This is a genomic window from Halomonas sp. HG01, from assembly GCF_000968715.2.
In the GTDB taxonomy this organism is placed as follows: Bacteria; Pseudomonadota; Gammaproteobacteria; order Pseudomonadales; family Halomonadaceae; genus Halomonas; species Halomonas halophila.
Map to the genome: position 1 here is coordinate 2,516,557 of NZ_CP022134.1, position 15,020 is coordinate 2,531,576.

The 15,020-nt window shown below is 66.3% G+C and carries 25 protein-coding genes; 19 read left to right on the forward strand and 6 right to left on the reverse strand.

All coding sequences use genetic code 11. From position 1 onward, the window contains the following. Positions 1–7: 7 nt before the first annotated feature. Positions 8–457, forward strand: coding sequence for a phage tail protein (locus tag UN84_RS11955; RefSeq protein ID WP_046079984.1), 450 nt, complete (start codon positions 8–10; stop codon positions 455–457). Further along, entirely contained in the window at positions 454–1,464 is a 1,011-nt protein-coding gene (locus UN84_RS11960; RefSeq protein WP_046079983.1) for a phage late control D family protein, read from the forward strand. Before UN84_RS11955 ends, UN84_RS11960 begins: the two co-directional genes overlap by 4 nt. A 99-nt stretch (positions 1,465–1,563) precedes the next feature. Here the strand turns inward: UN84_RS11960 and UN84_RS11965 are convergent, their stop codons facing one another. The 5 genes from UN84_RS11965 to UN84_RS11985 all read right to left on the reverse strand — a co-directional run bounded on the left by UN84_RS11965 (position 1,564) and on the right by UN84_RS11985 (position 5,422). Then, positions 1,564–2,544: a hypothetical protein gene (locus UN84_RS11965; RefSeq protein ID WP_152662881.1), complete on the reverse strand. Its 981-nt coding sequence runs from the start codon at positions 2,542–2,544 to the stop codon at positions 1,564–1,566. 32 nt (positions 2,545–2,576) lie between these two features. Beyond that, on the reverse strand, positions 2,577–2,933 hold the full coding sequence (locus tag UN84_RS11970) for a LexA family protein (protein WP_046079981.1): 357 nt from the start codon (positions 2,931–2,933) through the stop codon (positions 2,577–2,579). 16 nt (positions 2,934–2,949) lie between these two features. Continuing rightward, positions 2,950–3,270 (reverse strand): hypothetical protein, encoded by a 321-nt coding sequence (locus UN84_RS11975; RefSeq protein WP_046079980.1) that lies wholly within the window; start codon positions 3,268–3,270, stop codon positions 2,950–2,952. A gap of 80 nt (positions 3,271–3,350) precedes the next feature. After that, entirely contained in the window at positions 3,351–4,553 is a 1,203-nt protein-coding gene (locus tag UN84_RS11980) for a BRCT domain-containing protein (protein ID WP_052719386.1), read from the reverse strand. Positions 4,554–4,660: 107 nt separating this feature from the next. Next, complete coding sequence (locus UN84_RS11985) at positions 4,661–5,422, reverse strand: S24 family peptidase (protein WP_082090941.1); 762 nt, start codon at positions 5,420–5,422, stop codon at positions 4,661–4,663. 32 nt (positions 5,423–5,454) lie between these two features. Between UN84_RS11985 and UN84_RS11990 the strand changes: the two genes are divergently transcribed. The 17 genes from UN84_RS11990 to UN84_RS12070 are packed head-to-tail and all read left to right on the forward strand — an operon-like array spanning position 5,455 to position 13,963. Then, positions 5,455–5,685 carry a DNA-binding protein gene (locus UN84_RS11990; RefSeq protein WP_046079979.1) on the forward strand — a complete coding sequence of 77 codons (231 nt, stop codon included), beginning with the start codon at positions 5,455–5,457 and terminating at the stop codon, positions 5,683–5,685. 43 nt (positions 5,686–5,728) lie between these two features. Further along, positions 5,729–5,932, forward strand: coding sequence for a hypothetical protein (locus UN84_RS11995; RefSeq protein WP_046079978.1), 204 nt, complete (start codon positions 5,729–5,731; stop codon positions 5,930–5,932). Between the two features lie 34 nt (positions 5,933–5,966). Beyond that, positions 5,967–6,185, forward strand: coding sequence for a hypothetical protein (locus tag UN84_RS12000; RefSeq protein ID WP_152662879.1), 219 nt, complete (start codon positions 5,967–5,969; stop codon positions 6,183–6,185). Continuing rightward, a complete protein-coding gene (locus UN84_RS12005; RefSeq protein ID WP_046079976.1) occupies positions 6,182–6,427 on the forward strand; it encodes an ogr/Delta-like zinc finger family protein in 246 nt (81 codons plus the stop codon). The genes UN84_RS12000 and UN84_RS12005 overlap by 4 nt, the downstream gene beginning before the upstream one ends. Before the next feature lie 12 nt (positions 6,428–6,439). Then, positions 6,440–6,739, forward strand: a complete 300-nt coding sequence (locus tag UN84_RS12010) for an ogr/Delta-like zinc finger family protein (RefSeq protein ID WP_046079975.1) — start codon at positions 6,440–6,442, stop codon at positions 6,737–6,739. Between the two features lie 18 nt (positions 6,740–6,757). Continuing rightward, a complete protein-coding gene (locus UN84_RS12015) occupies positions 6,758–7,147 on the forward strand; it encodes a hypothetical protein (protein ID WP_046079974.1) in 390 nt (129 codons plus the stop codon). 52 nt (positions 7,148–7,199) lie between these two features. Continuing rightward, a complete protein-coding gene (locus tag UN84_RS12020) occupies positions 7,200–7,619 on the forward strand; it encodes a hypothetical protein (RefSeq protein WP_046079973.1) in 420 nt (139 codons plus the stop codon). Further along, positions 7,619–7,864 carry a hypothetical protein gene (locus UN84_RS12025; RefSeq protein ID WP_046079972.1) on the forward strand — a complete coding sequence of 82 codons (246 nt, stop codon included), beginning with the start codon at positions 7,619–7,621 and terminating at the stop codon, positions 7,862–7,864. Before UN84_RS12020 ends, UN84_RS12025 begins: the two co-directional genes overlap by 1 nt. Beyond that, positions 7,864–8,079, forward strand: coding sequence for a hypothetical protein (locus UN84_RS12030; RefSeq protein WP_046079971.1), 216 nt, complete (start codon positions 7,864–7,866; stop codon positions 8,077–8,079). Before UN84_RS12025 ends, UN84_RS12030 begins: the two co-directional genes overlap by 1 nt. Continuing rightward, positions 8,076–10,388: a replication endonuclease gene (locus UN84_RS12035; protein ID WP_052719384.1), complete on the forward strand. Its 2,313-nt coding sequence runs from the start codon at positions 8,076–8,078 to the stop codon at positions 10,386–10,388. The genes UN84_RS12030 and UN84_RS12035 overlap by 4 nt, the downstream gene beginning before the upstream one ends. A gap of 20 nt (positions 10,389–10,408) precedes the next feature. Then, complete coding sequence (locus UN84_RS12040; protein ID WP_046079970.1) at positions 10,409–10,624, forward strand: hypothetical protein; 216 nt, start codon at positions 10,409–10,411, stop codon at positions 10,622–10,624. Beyond that, positions 10,617–10,838 carry a TraR/DksA family transcriptional regulator gene (locus UN84_RS12045; protein ID WP_046079969.1) on the forward strand — a complete coding sequence of 74 codons (222 nt, stop codon included), beginning with the start codon at positions 10,617–10,619 and terminating at the stop codon, positions 10,836–10,838. Before UN84_RS12040 ends, UN84_RS12045 begins: the two co-directional genes overlap by 8 nt. Beyond that, complete coding sequence (locus UN84_RS12050) at positions 10,828–12,438, forward strand: DNA cytosine methyltransferase (protein ID WP_046079968.1); 1,611 nt, start codon at positions 10,828–10,830, stop codon at positions 12,436–12,438. Before UN84_RS12045 ends, UN84_RS12050 begins: the two co-directional genes overlap by 11 nt. Continuing rightward, positions 12,435–12,878, forward strand: a complete 444-nt coding sequence (locus UN84_RS12055) for a hypothetical protein (protein ID WP_046079967.1) — start codon at positions 12,435–12,437, stop codon at positions 12,876–12,878. Before UN84_RS12050 ends, UN84_RS12055 begins: the two co-directional genes overlap by 4 nt. Then, complete coding sequence (locus tag UN84_RS12060; RefSeq protein ID WP_046079966.1) at positions 12,871–13,458, forward strand: hypothetical protein; 588 nt, start codon at positions 12,871–12,873, stop codon at positions 13,456–13,458. The genes UN84_RS12055 and UN84_RS12060 overlap by 8 nt, the downstream gene beginning before the upstream one ends. Further along, the gene (locus UN84_RS12065) at positions 13,455–13,748 is read left to right on the forward strand and encodes a hypothetical protein (RefSeq protein WP_046079965.1); all 294 of its coding nucleotides are present in this window, start codon (positions 13,455–13,457) and stop codon (positions 13,746–13,748) included. Before UN84_RS12060 ends, UN84_RS12065 begins: the two co-directional genes overlap by 4 nt. Continuing rightward, positions 13,745–13,963: a pyocin activator PrtN family protein gene (locus UN84_RS12070; protein ID WP_046079964.1), complete on the forward strand. Its 219-nt coding sequence runs from the start codon at positions 13,745–13,747 to the stop codon at positions 13,961–13,963. The genes UN84_RS12065 and UN84_RS12070 overlap by 4 nt, the downstream gene beginning before the upstream one ends. Here UN84_RS12070 and UN84_RS12075 read toward each other — a convergent pair. Further along, the gene (locus tag UN84_RS12075; protein WP_046079963.1) at positions 13,960–14,988 is read right to left on the reverse strand and encodes a site-specific integrase; all 1,029 of its coding nucleotides are present in this window, start codon (positions 14,986–14,988) and stop codon (positions 13,960–13,962) included. The genes UN84_RS12070 and UN84_RS12075 overlap by 4 nt on opposite strands. Positions 14,989–15,020: the final 32 nt, after the last annotated feature.

Sequence of the window (15,020 nt, forward strand, 5' to 3'; positions counted from 1 at the left end):
CCCGCCCATGATGATGGCCTACGGCCTGTTCGTGTTCGGCCTCAGCACCGCCGCCTACCAAGAGCTGCAACGCCAGACCGACTGGCGCCACCAGAGCCAGGGCCGCATCGGCCGCCGCCCGGCGCGCCAGTTCCTCGGCCCCGGCGAGGAGACCATCACCCTCACCGGCACCCTGCTGCCCCAGTTCACCGGCGGCCAGCAGAGCCTCGACCAGCTGCGCGAGATGGCCAACCAGGGCGCCGCCTGGCCCCTGATCGAGGGCGCCGGCACCTACTACGGCCTCTACGTCATCGGCTCGCTCAATGAGCGCAAGAGCGAATTCTTCCGCGACGGCGCCGCCCAGCAGATCGAATTCGACCTGCGCCTCGAGCGCATCGACGAGGACGACAGCGCCCAGCTCGCCAGCACCGCCGCCATGCGCGCCCTGGCCACCGGGCTCGCCGGGGCTCTGGCATGAGCCTGTTCAGCGAGCCGGGCCGCGCCGCCCGCACACCGGACTATCGCCTCACCCTCATGGGCCAGCGCATCAGCCCCCAGGTCGGCGCCCGCCTGCAGCGCCTGCGCCTGACCGATCGGCGCGGCCTCGAGGCCGACCAGCTCGACCTCACCCTGGAGGACCACGACGGCCGCCTGGCCCTGCCGCCCCGCGGCGCCGAGCTGCACCTGGCCATGGGCTGGCGAGGCCAGCCGCTGGTGGACCGCGGCACCTACATCGTCGACGAGGTGGAGCACTCCGGCGCGCCGGACGTGATCACCATACGCGCCCGCTCGGCGGACATGCGCCAGGGCCTGCCCGGCAAGCGCACCCAAAGCTGGGACGACATCACCCTCGGCGAGATCATCACCACCATCGCCGGCCGCCACGACCTGGAGCCCAGGACCGGCCAGCTGCTCCGGGGCATCTACCTCGAGCACATCGACCAGACCGAGGAAAGCGATCTGCACTTCCTCACCCGCCTGGCCGAGCGCTATGACGCCATCGCCACCGTCAAGGCCGGCAACCTGCTGTTCATCCCCGAGGGCGCCGGCACCACCGCCGGCGGCACCGAGATCCCCGCCATCCGCCTGACCCGCCAGGTGGGCGACCGCCACCGCTACAGCGTCACCGACCGCGACGCCTACACCGGCGTTGTTGCCCAGTGGCACGACGACGGCGCCGCCGAGCCCCGCGAGGTGGTCGCCGGCAGCGACGAGAATGCCAAGCGCCTGCGCCCCACCTACGCCACCCAGGACGACGCCCTCGCCGCCGCCCAGAGCGAATGGCAGCGCCTCCAGCGTGGCGGCGCCGCCTTCACCCTCGACCTCGCCGAAGGCCGCCCCGAGCTCTACCCCGAGACCCCGGTGACGCTCTCCGGGTGGAAGCGCGAGATCGACGCCACCGCCTGGCTGATCACCGAGATCAGTCACGACCTCAGCGACCGCGCGCTGACCAGCTCGCTGGAGATGGAGGTGAAGAGACTTTAGATCGCGCTATGAAAAATCTGCGCGATTCCCGGGGATAGGGGCGCTGGATTTTTCGACAGCGCACCTATTTCAAACGCTTGGATAAACAGGACACAAATATCACCCGTAGATAACCTTATGTGCCCCTGTCTCCTCCAAAATCTCCTTGTTAATTCTCTCTACCTCACTTGACGCGTCACTATTGCTGTGTGGCTTTGCCATTGACTCCAAGAAAACCTTGCAGGATTTCTTCCTATCCACAGGGTCAGAACAAAGAGCCGAAATAAGGCACAAGTCCTGCCCCATAAAATCTGCCATCATCATCTGGAAATCATTATAAATATCGACTGCCTGATCAACACTCATAAGCCTTGAAGCAAACCGACTCGCTTGAACTTCGGTCATACCTTCATCCACCGCATCGAATTTTTCCAGCCTAGCAATTGAATCTCTAAGCTGATTCAAGGGTTCTTCAAAACTATTTCGATTAAAAAGGGAAGCTGAGCGAACAGCCCCTAAGGTATGCCTCGACTGGCGACTTTCAAATTTCAACCTGCCGTCATCATCCTTATAGTAGTCTCTGTGCTCCACGCTAACAGCAATATTTGAGTTACCTGTTCTAGATATATTCTCGATCTGGCGAGCGCATGAAGAGGGGAGAGAGTTGACAATATTTCTCAAGTACTTATAGACATCATAAACATATCGCTCAACCTCTTTCAGCTTTGCAAGCCTGGCCTCCTTTCCGTAAAAAATTCTCCTGACTGAATCCAGAGCCTCTTGTCTTCTTCTCTCTGTTTCGTAACGACTTGCAACCAAAAACACCTTGCTATCTTTCGAGAATCGTTTGAGTGCGCACGTATTCCCGAGTATGGAATAACTACCATCTTTAAGGGAAACAACAAAACCATAGTTGTGTGGTTTTTTACATAGCGAACCTGAATCTCTAAGCCGACAACACTTCAACTCCTCGCTGAGATGGTAGTGCCCTGCCATTCCTTCATAGTTTTCTTCAGTGACACCCTTATCAGGCTCAAACCCATCGAGCTCAGCAATTTCTTCATAGCTATAAAACCGCTTTACGATGATCTCTTCGCCCATATCCCCTCCATAACTATGAAAAAAAGACTTACTCACTGAGATGGGTAAGCTCTGGCACTATGCACTACCACACCGCGACAGTCCGACTGCCGGGCCCAGGTCGATTCCTGCGGCCCGGCGGTCTGCATCAGCCGGAAGCGGCCGCCGATCCGGTGGCTACGGCACAGGCGCAGGCTGTCCTCGCCCTGCACTGCCACCAGATCGCCATGCTGCACCGGGCGCGCCTCGTCGATCACCAGCACGTCGCCCTCGATGATCTCGCCGTCGACGCCGGCTTCGTCACCCACCTCCACGAGGTAGCAGCTCGGCGGCAAGCGCCGAACGTCCAGCGCCTCGAGGGCGGGATGGTCATGGCCCGTCAGTGCCGGGCCAAGGTAGTGCAATCGCATAAGGTTTCCCGGTCAGTCAGTCCGTCAGCGCTTCATTGACCGTCCAGAGTTCGAAAGCGCCGTTATCCGTGTAGACCCGGACATGAGAGGTGCCGGTCCATGAGCGGTCGAGCACGCTGACCGGCACGCCGGACTTGGGCACGATGCAGCCATTGCCGAGCAGGTACTCGATGGCGCGCTGATCGTTGTCGACCGAGGCAGTGATCAGCTGGTCTAGCAGTTCCTCGCTAAGGCATGCCGGCTGCCCATTGCCGGCGAAACTGCGCTGCTGCGCCACGGCAGCAGTGGAGAGTGCGCCGATACCGGCAGCCAATGCGATAGTGGTCCAGAGTTTCATCCCTTGCTCCTTGCGTATCGCCCTTGCTGGGCTGGTTATTGTGCCCGGGCAGCCGCCCGCGGCGGTCTGGGCTGATGGCCTCAGCCCATGATCTCGCCGGTGGCCACCATCCACAGGAAGCCTTCCTTGTCGACCACGCTGCAGCCGGGCTTGTCCTCGGCATCCGCGAGTTTCGACTGGCTGGGCCTCGGCCCCTTCACCAGAACGTCGAGATTCTTGGTCACGCTCTTGCGCACGCGGAAGCCGTGGCTCTCCGCCGTGGCTTCGAGCGTCTTCCGCGACGAAGCATCGAAGCCGGTGAACAGGATCTCCGGCGCCCCCTTGCGGGCCTTCTCCGGCGGCGCGGTCGTCGGGCGTGCGGGCGCGTGGCGAGACGCCTCGAGCAGCGCCTCGCCCTCGATTACCCGCGTGACGCGGTCGAGGCGAAAGGTGCGCACGGCCTCGCGGTCCAAGCAGTAGCCGCGCAGCTTGTTGCCGTTCACCGTCCAGCTGGCGATATCCCGCGTGCTCACCTTGCCGCGGGAATCCTCGTACTCGAACAGCAGATTGCCGCTGGCGGGGGCCGCCTGCGGCTCGGGTTCAGGCTCAGGGGCGCCGGCCACGGCATCGGCGGACGCCAGCATCCGGCGGCGGAAGCCCTCGGCATCCGTGTCCTCGTCAAACTCTGGAAGACGAACGCGACCGATCACTCGATCGAAGGCGAAGGCACGGTCGTCAATGCTCTCGTCGGGGTCGATCGAAAGGCCCGAAAAGTGGGTATCGCAGGCGGTAAGCACGATGAGGCCGATGGTGCGGCGCTCGCCGCCGTCGAGATACTCGAACTCGGCGGACTCGCTCTCCACCGAGCGCCATTGGCCTACGGGGTCGGGCTCAGGTTCAGGCGTGGGTTCCGGTACCGGCTCGGGGGTGGGCTCCGGTACTGGCTCCGGGGTGGGCTCCGGTACCGGCTCCGGTACCGGCTTGGGCGTGGGTTCCGGTACCGGATCGGGCGCGGGCTCCGGTACCGGCCTGGCTTGGATGCGCGCCTTGGCCTTCTTGGCCTTGCGCTTCCAGTCATCCGAGCTCATGGCGCTCTTGACCGCCTGGCGGCTTTCTTCCTGGAGGCGCTGGAGAGGTGCCTCTGACGATTCACTGCCGGAAGGCGTGTCGCCGCCGGGACCGGGAGACTGCTCGCGCGAGCCACGGGAGGACATGGCCTCCACCTCCCGCGCCTTGCGCTTGGTGCGCCGAACCATAAACACCAGAACGGCGCCGGCCAGCACCCAGAAAATCAGGCCTTCCATGTCGCCTCCCTTGCTCCTTGCGTTGTTCCGCCCTTGCCGGGCGGTTTCTTATCGATCGCGGCGGCCTCCCGCCGCATTTGCTGTGATGCAGTATTGCAATGATGCAGTCACGAGATCCGCCCGATGCGCACCTCGCAGCGCCCGAGGATCTCCACTTCCCTCATCTGCTCGGGCGGGATCATCTCGGGCTGGTAGTGCTCGTTATCGCTGATCAGGTACAGCGCCCCGCCGGCCAGGCGCTGCACCCGCTTGATGCGCCGCTCGCCGCTGACCAGCAGCAGAAACACCCCTTCCTGGCGCGGGTCACGGTTGCCCAGGTCGACCAGCGCCCAGTCGCCATCCTCCAGGGTGCCTTCCATCGAATCGCCGCGGACCTGCACGCCGGCCACGCGCCCGGGCGACAGCCCCAGGGCAGAGAGCTGCTCCAGCGGGAAGTACAGCGTGGTCTTGATCGGCTCGGCCTCGAGGCTGCGGCCGGCCCCGGCGGCGGCCTCGATGTCGTACATCGCCACCGGCACCGCGTCGGCGCTCGGCGTCGGGCTGCCCAGCCCGATCGGCGCGCCGTCCTCGACGCGACAGGCAAACGATTCGGAACCATCACCCTGCACCGAGTAGTCAACACCCGTTTTCCTTCCAGTGATCACGTACTGAATATCGACGCCGGCCTCATCCAAAGCCGAGAAGTACGCGCCATTGGGGCTTCGAGCGTCCTTTTCATAGTTGATCTGGGACATTTTCCCCACGCCGCCAAGGGCTGCGAGCTGAGTCTGGCTCATGCCCAAACGCTCGCGCTCTTCCTTTAGCCGGCTCCCAATGGTCATATAATTTTTACCTTCACTCTTGACGGGCAAACATTCGTTGACCATCATTGGCTACACACACATACACACAGGACCACACTATGCCCCGCCCCATGACCCGCGAGCAAGCGAGGCAGGAGCTGGACCGGCGCGGGATCACCGTCGCCGATTTCTGCCGCGCTCATGACCTCAACCCGAACCTGGTCTACGACCTGCTCGCCGGTCGCAAGAAGGGCAAGCGGGGCGAGGCTCACCGCGCCGCCGTACTGCTCGGCATCAAGGACGGCGTCATCGAAGACGTCGAGGACTTTCCGCCGAAGCCCGAGCAGTGAGCTGCTCGTTCCCATCCTGACCTGCTGCATAAGGAAATCTGCCATGTACCAGGACCCCAACCTTGTTCGTCAGCGTTATGCCAGCCTCAACCTCAACGAACGTGAACGCGCTCTGGTTGACGCCTTCGTCTATCACAGCGGCTGGCCGAAGTCGGTGCTGCTTCGCGAGATGATCATCAAAGAGGCTTACCAGAGCCTCGGAATAGACCGGCTGTACAGCTCCAATCTCGCTCAGCGCGCCCAGTAATCGAAGGCCTTTTTCAGGACCTCAAGGAGACCCCATGCATGAAGAGCTCGCTAAGCAAGAGGAGCAGATCCTGCTGGAGGGCGACGCCGAACTTCAGCGCGCGCTCCTCGCCGCCCAGGAAGCCTATGGCCTCGACTCCCTCGATCAGGCAGCCGACTACCTGCTGCATAAGCGCCTGACCAAAAGCACCACGGAAGTCACGGGTGCCCCGCCGGCGCTCTATCTCGTCAAACCCCAAGGAGGCCATCGGTGAGGATCACCTGCCCCCACTGCCGTGACAGCGTCGTCACCCGATCGAGCGTCAGGCCGCACGACGCCCTCTACTGGGCCTATGCCCAGTGCATCAATCCCGAGTGCGGGTGGGGCGGCAAGATCCTGATCGAGTTCGCCACCACCCGAGCCCCGAGCCAGGCCCCTCGCCCGGGCGTGCAGATTCCGGCCGACCCGGAGCTGCGCCGCCTGCTGCGTGACCAGCTGCTGACCGGCAGCGAATGAGAAGGAAAAGGGATGAGAATCGACTGCCCTCATTGCCAACAAAAATGCCGGACGCGGTCCAGCTACAGGCCTACCAGGGAGCTCCACAAGCTCTACCTGGAGTGCACGAGTGAAATCTGCGGATGGCGGGGTATCGCGGTGAGCTTTTTCACGGCCACCACAACTCCGAGCCTGACGCCAGACCCGCTGATCCGCATTCCCATGGATACCGCCTCAGCACGCCGGCTGATCGGCCAGCTGGCCATCGATCCTGTCGGAAGAAAGCTCCTGCTCGAGCAGATCAACGAGCAATTCGGAACTAATGCTCAATAGCCCCAAGGAAAGAACACCATGACCAACGTTGCCCCGATCCGCCCCGGCGCCGCTCCCCAGCTCGACCCGCACAACGTCGCCGTCGGCCGCCTGTGGCGCCACCGCGACTGGCACCGTGCCGAGGCCCTCGACGACTGCATCGACTACCTCTGCGAGGCCCATGAGATGACCGAACGCACCGCCGAGAACGCCGCCCTGCAGGCGCTCGCCGAGCTCGAGACGATCAACCGGCGCGAGACCATCGACCTCGCCGCCACCACCAGCCACGCGGTGGTGATCACCAACGCCGCCGGCCAGCGCATCGCCCTCACCGTCAGCGACCTGCGCGAGCTGCTCAAGGGCCACGACCTCCAGGTCGGCAACACCGTCGGCGGCACCCTGCTGATGCTGGAACGCCCCACGCACTAACCCGCTTTCGCCCCCGTTCGCCAACGTCGCCACGCCCGTGGGAGGGAAACTCATGCCCAGCAACGTCAGCCAACTGCCTGTCACGCATCGCCAGACGCCCGCCGTGGAGCCCGACCGCGGCGAATGGGGCGCCCTGCGCGCCGAGCTGCACGACCGCTGCAACGACCAGGACCTGGCCACGAAGTGGATCGAGCTCAATGCCGCCGAGCGCCGCATGCTGATGGCCAGCGCCAACCTGCCACAGCGCGACCCTCGCACTCCGATCCAGGAAATGCCCAAGGCCAGTCGTGAGGCCATCCGCGCCGCACTGCACCGCATGAGCCGGCACGCCTCTGACCTGATCGACGACATGAGCGGTCATCGCCCGCACCCTAGCCGAGAGCTGGCCACCCACGCCCGCCAGGCGCTGGCCGAGGGCAACACCGAGGCCGCCCTGCACTGGCTGGCCATCATCGAGCGGGGGGTGGCGTGATGCTCAACGACACCCTCAGCCGCCTGTGGGTCGACAAGGGCGACCTGGAACAGCGCGCCCACCAGCTTCGCCAAGCCGGCCACACCACGGCATCCCGTGAACTCGGCCAGGCCGCGTACCGGCTGGGCAACCAGCTGCTCGAGGTCGAGGCCGTGGTGCAGGAACACGCCGCCGAGCTGGCCACCACCGACCAGCCGACAGCACCCGTCGCCGAGGCCCTGCCGATCCGTCCGGAGGCGCATTGATGTCCGTGGATGTTGAACAGTCTCTGGGCCAGCTGCGCCGTGCTCGCGCAGAGCTGCAAGCCGTCTGCAACCGGATGTATGGGCAGGACAACGTGTTCGCCGCCGACGATCTGGACGCTTCTCTTCGCCAGCTTGATGCGCGGATCGACCAGCTTGAGCGCTGCATCGGTCGATACGAACAAGTCGTCGATCTGGCCGCGAGGTCTCTGCCATGAGTGCTCAGGAACGCGCCTTCGAGCACAGTTCCCGTACCCGGGACTGCCGCGAGTTCCTCGCCAATGTGTGGGAGGGCCTCCCGAGCCTCGCCGAGCCTCTCGCCGAGGGCTATATCCAGGTTTCCAAGCGCTTCGGGCACGTTGCCGCCAACACCTGGCTGCGCCGCAACACCCAGGGCCTCATCGATCCGGGCCGCGTCTATCGTCGCTTCGCCCCGATCGCCGACGACCTGGAGCGCGGCGCGGCCTCTCTGCGCCGCCTGGAACGCACCACCATTGAGGGCATCCAGGCCGAGAACGCCTGGCTGGCCGATGTCGAGAAGCGCCTCACCGTAGGCGCCCTGAACGCCACCCACGACGACGAGGCCCTGGTGCGCTACGCCGAGGCCCAAGCCCGCGCCGTGGACGACGAGCGCCAGAAGCTGATCGGCGGCATTGCCGACTACAACCGCCGCCGCCAGCACGGCCTGCTGCCGCCGCCGGCCCGGGCCGTCTCGCCCCAGGGCGAGACACTCTCGGCCAAGCTAACCGACTACCGCGACCAGCTCGCCGACAGCCGCAACGCCCTGACCCCGCCGCCGGCGGCCGTGCCGCTGATGAAGGTGATGCGCTTCGCCTACCACCCACCGATGAGCCTGGCCGTGGTCGACGAGATCGCGCTCAAGAAGGCTCGCCAGCGCGCCGCCTTGCACGACATCGAGCCGCCGGCCCGCCGCTCGCGCAACGCCGTGCAGCTGGCCCGGCTGAGCTGCTCGCTGTGGTGGCGCCGCAAGCTGCGCCGCACCGCCGGCCGCCGCCTCGAGCAGGTCCAGCGCGAGGCCCACCGCGTGCATGCCCGCGCCGGCATCTACTGCAGCGACATGACCGTCGAGCGCCGGCGCAGCCAGAAGGTGCGCAACCGCGCCCTGCTGGAGACCCTGGAAGCCATCAACCAGGACGGCCAGGTCTACAGCCTCGCCGAGCTGGCCGAGCTGGGCCTGGCCAATGCCGATCACCGCCGCGCCGAGCTGATGCTGCGCATCCGCGACACCGAGAACGAGGCCCGCCGCCTCGGGCACGCCGGCATGTTCTACACCATCACCGCGCCGTCGCGCTTCCACCCGGTGCTGCACAAGAATTCGCGCCGCAACCGCAAGTACGACGGCAGCACTCCGCGCGAGGCTCAGCAGCACATCCAGAAGCTGTGGTCTCAGGCTCGCGCCAAGCTGGCCCGCGAGGGTCTGGGCGTGTACGGCATTCGCGTGGTCGAGCCCAACCACGACGGCACACCCCACTGGCACCTGCTGCTGTGGATGGAGCCGGAGGCCGAGCCGCGCGTGACCGAGATCCTGCGCGAGTACGCCGAGGCCGAGTCGCCGGACGAGCTCTATGACCGCCGCGGCCACAAGACCACCGCCCGCTTCAAGCCGGTGCGCATCGACTATTCCCGCGGCACCGCCGCCGGCTACGTGGCCAAGTACGTCAGCAAGAACATCAACGGCGAGCAGTTCGCCCGCGACGGCGTCGAGAACGACAGCCAGGACCGCTACGGCCATGAGCTGTCCGACGCCGCCCCGCGCATCGAGGCCTGGGCCGCGACATGGGGCATTCGCCAGTTCCAGTTCCTGGGCCTTCCCAGCGTCACCGTGTGGCGCGAGGTGCGCCGCCTGACCGAGAGGAACGAGGAGGCGCTGCGCCAGTGGGAGGAAGCCACCCGCCCCGCGCCCACCGTCTCCGAACGCCTGGCACTGATTCGCCAGGCCGCCAACGCCGGCCAGTGGGACCTGTTCATGCGCCTGATGGGCGGCCCCAACACGCCGCGCGCCGACCAGCCGATCAAGCCCTGGAGCCTGAACCGCCCCGACACCGGCCAGGCCGAGTTCAGCCACGCCACCGGCGAGGAGCATCACGGCATCGAGGCGCGCGGCCGCTACGGCGAGCCGGTGAAAGCCACCTGGGGCCTGGTCGTCCGCGACGATCGCGGCCGTCAGGCCGAATACCTCACGCGCCTGTATCGGTGGGAGATTCGCTCCCGCCAGCAGGCGGCGGGCAGTTCCGGAGCCGGCGAAGCCGGCGACGCTTGGACTTGTGTCACTAACTGTACGGGGGTGTCGGTCACCCCGCTGAGCACCACCCCCAGCACTCCCCCACCGGAGGTCCTCGCCGAGCAGGTCCGCCGTTTCGTGGAATGGCGCCAGAGCGATGAACAGCGCGCCATCGCGGAAGACGCGGATCTCGAAGCCCGCCTCGTCCGCGCCGCTGCCCAGCGGCTCTTCCAACCACCCGCACCGCCCGAGCCGGAAGAGTTCTTCCCGCCGGAACTGTGCTGATCCGTCATCAAGGAGGACGTATGCCCATCGCCCAACACCACCAGCCGGAACCGCGCGGCATCCTGCAGGACGCCGGCGAGGTCGAGGTCATGACCGCCGACAGCGGCCAGGTCCGCCACCGCTACGCCATGGTTGTGGCCTTCAACAGCGAGGAAGACCTGCGCCAGGCCCTCGCCGACCACCACTGCGCCTATCGCGACGGCCAGGCCGTGCAGGAGCGGATCGCCCATGGCTGACAAGGCCGACATCGCCACCGAGATGATGGAGAACCGCCTCGAGGGCGCCCTGGCCAATCGCCCGCGCTGGATAGGCGTCGACTGGGCCGGAAGCGCCGAGTGCGACGACTGCGGCGAAGAGATCCCGGCCGCCCGCCGCCAGGCCGCGCCCTGGGCCACCACCTGCATCGAGTGCCAATCCATCCGCGAGAGGAAGCGCCGCCATGTCAGATAAGCACTGGCGTACCCAGTTCGCCATCGACTTCGCCGGCGAGATCAACGTCGATCTGTTCGCCGGTGGTGGTGGCGCTTCCACCGGGCTGGAGATGGGCCTCGATCGCCCGGTGCACGTGGCCATCAACCACGACGCCGACGCCATCAGCATGCACCAGGCCAACCACCCGGGCGCCGATCACTACCTGAGCGACGTCTACGAGGTCGACCCCCTGGCCGCCTGCCAAGGGCGGCCGGTCGGCCACTTCCACGCCAGCCCCGACTGCACCCACCACAGCCAGGCCCGCGGCGGCCAGCCCCGCAAGCGCGCCATCCGCTCGCTGTCGTGGGTCGTGCACAAGTGGGCCGGCAAGGTGCGGCCGCGCGTGATCACCCTGGAGAACGTCGAGCAGATCCTCCAGTGGTCGCCGCTGATCGCCAAGCGCTGCAAGGCCACCGGCCGCGTGGTGAAGGTCGACGGCAGCGTCGCCGATCCGGGCGAGCGCGTGCCGCTCGAGGAACAGTTCCTGGTACCGGACCGCCGCCGGCGCGGACACAACTGGCGTCATTTCGTCGACGGCCTGCGCCGCCTGGGTTACCAGGTGCAGTGGCGCACCCTGCGAGCCTGCGACTACGGCGCGCCCACCACTCGCGAACGCCTGTTCCTGATCGCCCGCTGCGACGGCCGCCCGATCGTCTGGCCCGAGCCCACGCACCACAAGCACCCGAAGCTCGGGCAGCAGCGCTGGCGGTCGGCCGCCGAGTGCATAGACTGGTCGATCCCCTCGCGCTCGATCTTCGACCGGCCCCGCCCGCTGGCGGACAACACCCTGAAGCGTATCGCCAAGGGCATCGACAAGTTCGTGATCAGCGCCGGCGATCCCTTCATCGTGCCGATCGCCAACTACGGCGGCGCCGGCGAGGCCGTGCACCCGATCGACGAGCCGCTGCGCACCGTCACTGCTTGGCCCAAGGGCGGCGCGTTCGCCTTGGCCAGCGCGACCCTGGTGCAAACTGGCTACGGCGAGCGGCCCGGCCAGGCACCACGGGCGCTGGACATTAGCCAACCCCTGGGCACGGTGGTCGCCGGCGGCGGCAAGCACGCGCTGATCACTGCCTTCATGGCCCAGATGAACGGTGGTTTCTATGACGGCGCCGGCCGCGCCGCCAGTGATCCCCTGACCACCATCACCGGGCGCGGCACCCAGCAGCAGCTGGTCACCGCCAGCCTGGCGGCACCGCTCACATCAGCACAGGAAGCCGGCGCGCTGCGCGTCGCGGCATTCCTCATCAACTACTACGGCAAGGGAATGCCGCGTGACCTGCGCACCCCACTCGACACCATCACTACCCGGGACCGGCTGGCCCTGGTCACCGTCACGATCCAGGGCACGCCTTACGTGATCGTCGACATCGCCCTGCGCATGCTCAAGCCCCGCGAGCTCTACCGCGCCCAGGGCTTCCCCGACAGCTACATCATCGACCGCGGCCACGACGGCCGGCGCTTCACCCTCACCGCCCAGACGCGCATGTGCGGCAACAGCGTCAGCCCGCTGCCCATGGCCGCCATCGCCCGGGCCAATGACTCAACCAATCCTGTCGAAGAGCGAGGTGCCGCATGAACAAGACACACGAGGAACTCTGCGAGGAAGTCCAGCAGCTGCGCCAGGGCATCCGGCAGCTGGCCGCCAACCTGAGTAACGGCGAGTGGGCGGACCTGCTCACCGCCGACCAGGATCTCGGCGACCTGGAAGACGCCGCCCGCTCGCTGACCGAGCAGCATGGCGCTCTGGAAGCGGCCCGCACCGACCTCGACGGCGTGGCCGCCCAGTTCGGCGAGATCGGCCGCCTGGTGCCCACCGACTACCAGGATCGCAGCGAGCTGTTCGGCGCCCTGCTGCGCATCATTCAGAAGGTGCCGTCCGGCGCCCGGGCACGCGCCGAAGCCTCGGCACTGCGCCGCTACGCCATGCGGCTGCACGAGAAGCACGACTGGCGCGATCACCTCCTGGTCGAGGCCGATCGCATCGAGCAGAACGCCAAGGAGCTGAGCCATGGATAACGCGACACAGCCGCCCCTTCGCACCCCGGGGCCTGCCGCCGAGCAGATGAGCCAAGCCGGCGACCTCGCCGAGACCCTGGACGCGGCCCTCACCATGCTGGTCTGGTCGCTCGACTTCACGCCCGAGGAGCTCGAGCCGCCGCTGCTCAAGGAGATGGGCGACGTCCAGCACGCCCGCCAGATGGACCGCAAGATGCTCGAAGAGAAGTACGCCCTCGCCCGCATGACCGCCCGGCTGTCACTCCACAAGGCCCACCAGCTGGAAGCCGAGCGCGACGCGCTGGCCAACCGCGTGAACTTCCTCAACCGGCAGAACAGCGCCCAGGCCGAGCAGATGGACGAGCTGGAGGATCAGGTCAGCCAGATGAGTGCCCGGGTGGTCGAGGGCGACGTCGAGCGCGACAAGCTGGCGGTGCGGGCACGGGAGGCCGAGGAGGAGCTGCAGCACGTCCAGGGACAGCGCGATGCCGCCATCTTGAGAGCACAGCGGGCGGAAGATGGGCAACATACTGCTCATAATCACGCGCACCCACACCATTCTGAGCAACATTCCGCTCATTCGAAGGGAGTGGCGTCATGAACAAGACCGCCACCAAAGGCGGGCCCAGGGCCCGCCAGGCGGCAATGCTCTGCCAGGACGCCGCCTTCCGGCTCTACCTGGATCGCCGCCGCCGCCACAAGTTCGGCATGACCGAGGGCCAGCTGCCGGACGGCACGCACAACGAGCAGGACGCCCGGGACTGGCTCTGCGCCGCCTGCGGCATCGAGAGCCGCGCCGAGCTGGACCATCGCCCCGAGGCGGAGCGCACCTTCCGCCAGATCCGCAACCGCTTCAACGCCTGGCGTGCCAGGAACAGGGAGACATCATGAAAACCGAGTTCATGCTGCTGGCCGTCTACGAAAAGCCGCTGATTCCGCTCGAGACCTTCGCCAGGGACATCATGGGAGTCGAGCTGCAGACCGCCCGCAACCGGATCGCCGCCGGCACCTTCCCGGTGCCGCTGACCCGCACCGCCCGGCAGCCGATGGTGCACATCAACGACGCCGCCAAGTACATCGACGAGCAGCGCGAGACCGCGGCCTAACGGCCGCGATCCCGGTCCCGCTTCGCCAGATCGCCCGCCCTCAGATTCACGTACCGCCTCAAGCTCCCCCAGTCTCGGTGGCCCGACACCAGGGCCACCTCCTGGATCTGATACCCCCGCTCGAACAGCCGGCTGATGCCCTCATGGCGCAGGTCGTGGAAGTGCAGGTCCTCGATCTCCAGGTGCCGGCATATCCGCCGAAACCCGTTCGACACCGACTCGGCCCCGTAGGGAAAAACCCTCTCGTCGTCCCTCGACTGGGCTTCGATGATCGCCTGGCTCTCGCCCATCAGCGGCACTTCCTGGTCGGTCTTCTGCGTGGGGTGCTTGCGCAGCCGGATGATCACCGTGCCCGCCTCAAAGTCGACGTCTGCCCAGCGCAGGCTGCAGATCTCATCCAGCCGCATGCAGGACTCCACCGCGAAGCGGATCAGGTCGTGATAGCGAATCCGCCGAAGGGCGCGATTGTGTTTGGTGTGCACCAGGAGCGCCTCGAGCTCGTCGTCAGCCAGCCGCCGGTCGCGGCTCTGCGGCGAGCCGATCAGGCCGCCCCGCTTCAACCCCTGGCGCCACGATGACACGCGATCCCGATACTCGGCAGGCAGGCGCCCCTCGACGATGGCCGTGGTGATCGCGCCCGAGAGAAACATGATGTCGTGCTGGGTGGTGGATGGCTTCACGCCGTCGACGGTCAGCCGCGACTGGCAGAAGTCGGCCAGGCGCTTATAGTCCAGCTCGCTGACCAGGGTCTCCTCGCCGAGCCCAGCCTTCACGCTGCGGCCGGAGGTCTCGTTCTTCCGCCCGCGGTCGGAGGTCTGCTTCAGGTGTACCAGGTGAGCGTCGACCACATCGCCCAACGTCGGCACCGGCCCCAGGCCCAGATCGCCCGCTTCCAGCGCGTCCTCGACCTGCCGCGCCCAGGCCTGCGCACGCGCCTTCGTGCTGAATGTCCTACTCTGTGCCGGGTGCCCTTTCTTGCGTACAATGGCGCGCCACCGAGTCCCGCGCTTCTGAAAAGTCGCCATGGTGTACCAGCCTCCTGCGTAAATCGTCCACA